At 54.4% G+C, this 1,547-nt stretch carries 1 protein-coding gene; it reads left to right on the top strand.

Features of this window, described 5'->3' with window-relative positions:
- The first annotated feature begins 146 nt into the window (after nucleotides 1-146).
- On the top strand, nucleotides 147-1,538 hold the full coding sequence (locus Abin_RS13965) for a site-specific integrase (RefSeq protein WP_048848009.1): 1,392 nt from the start codon (nucleotides 147-149) through the stop codon (nucleotides 1,536-1,538).
- Nucleotides 1,539-1,547: the final 9 nt, after the last annotated feature.

The raw sequence follows: 1,547 nt of genomic DNA, 5'->3' as shown, positions 1-1,547 counted from the left end.
AATGGGTTGTCTGATTGGTTGCGACCAAGAGGAGCGGGTTCGAGTCCCTCAGACTTTTGCGCCAACTCCTTGAAAAGACGTCATAAAACCGGATGGTGACGGGTGAACGGGACTTTCCCGGTTGTCTTCCCAGTCTGGGAACTCACATGCTACGTCTTATCGGCTCTCACTACCATTTCCGCCGTGCCGTCCCGGTCGTGCTGCAAGCCTGCCTTGGCAAAACAGAAATCTCCCTCTCCCTGCAAACCGAAAGCAAGTTTCTGGCCCGCCAGAGGGCTGCTGCCCTCTATGCCCGCACAGGTGAAGTCTTCCATAAGGCCAGAACCATGCAGGGCCGGTTCTCAGGCAAGGAACTGACATCCCTCCTCACCTTCCAAAGCCCGGTGACACTTGAACCTGAAAAGAATGCTCAGGAAGAGGAGGCAACCTCTACCCCCAAACGTAAGAGCCTCAAACCGAGGGAGAAACTGACCCGTAAGGTCGTCAGGAAGCCTCGTAGCACCAAGAAGAAACCGTCCGTTCTTATGCTGTCGGCCGCTCTGGAGCAGTTTGTCTTGAGCAACCCCAAAGCCAGCACGGACACCAGAGAAGCAACCAAAAGAACGGTTGCCCTTTATATCAGGGCTTTTGGGGATGCGCCTGTCAGTGACATTGGCGGCAGTCAGGCTGGAGCCTTTCGTGACCTGCTCTTTGCCCTGCCCGCAACACTGGGTAAGGGTAAAAGCAATCTGACGTTGCAACAGGAGGCACAGAGAGCCAAGTCCGATGGCCTCCCTACCCTGAGCAATAAAAGCGTCAAGAACCATATGCTCCGCCTGTCTGCCTTATGGAACCAGCTTGTGCAAAGGGAGATAGTGACAAAGAACCCCTGGTCTGGCTGGCATTTTGAGAGTGTCCCCAAGACCGTACGCAGAAGCTGGAAGCCACAAGAACTGGCTCTTCTGGCCTCTGCTTCATGGCATAGCGCCTTGGTGCCTGAACCCACCTTCCGGCTTGTGACTCTTATCGCTGCCTACACTGGCATGAGGCTGGGCGAAATCTGCACCTTGCGGAAAGAAGACCTACAAACCATCGAGGGTATCCCGTGCTTTCTGGTCAGGCCCCACGCAGAGGGCGGTTGGTCACCAAAGACGGAGGCTGGCACCCGCGTCATTCCCCTACACTCCCAACTCATTGAGGCTGGTATAATGGCCCTTAAGGACGACACTAAAGGCAATTACCTCATACCCGGCCTTGATGGGTCCAAGCAGAAGGACAGAGGGGCCACATTGAGCAGGGCTTTCTCTCAACTCAAGACCAGCCTTGGCTTACCGGCTGAAATTACGTTTCATTCGTTCCGGCATACCGTTTCCACACAACTGAGAAATGCCACAACTGACATTCGGGAAATCTGGATAGACAGGCTTCTGGGCCACGAAGCCACCCATAAAAGCCAAGGAACAACGACCTATCTGACCGGCATCACAATCGCCAATCTTCGGCAGACAGTGGAAGCAATAAGCTACCCGGAAACAGCCTTCAAAAAGGGAACGTTTTAAAAGGGAGCC

This window comes from Acetobacter indonesiensis (assembly GCF_000963945.1).
Taxonomy (GTDB): Bacteria; Pseudomonadota; Alphaproteobacteria; order Acetobacterales; family Acetobacteraceae; genus Acetobacter; species Acetobacter indonesiensis.
The sequence above is the reverse complement of the archived record's forward strand: the minus strand, read 5'-3'. Positions and strand labels throughout refer to the sequence as shown.

Excerpts from the sequence above, each read along its gene's own strand:
- Abin_RS13965 (WP_048848009.1), top strand. The coding sequence starts at position 147 with ATGCTACGTCTTATCGGCTCTCACTACCATTTCCGCCGTGCCGTCCCG.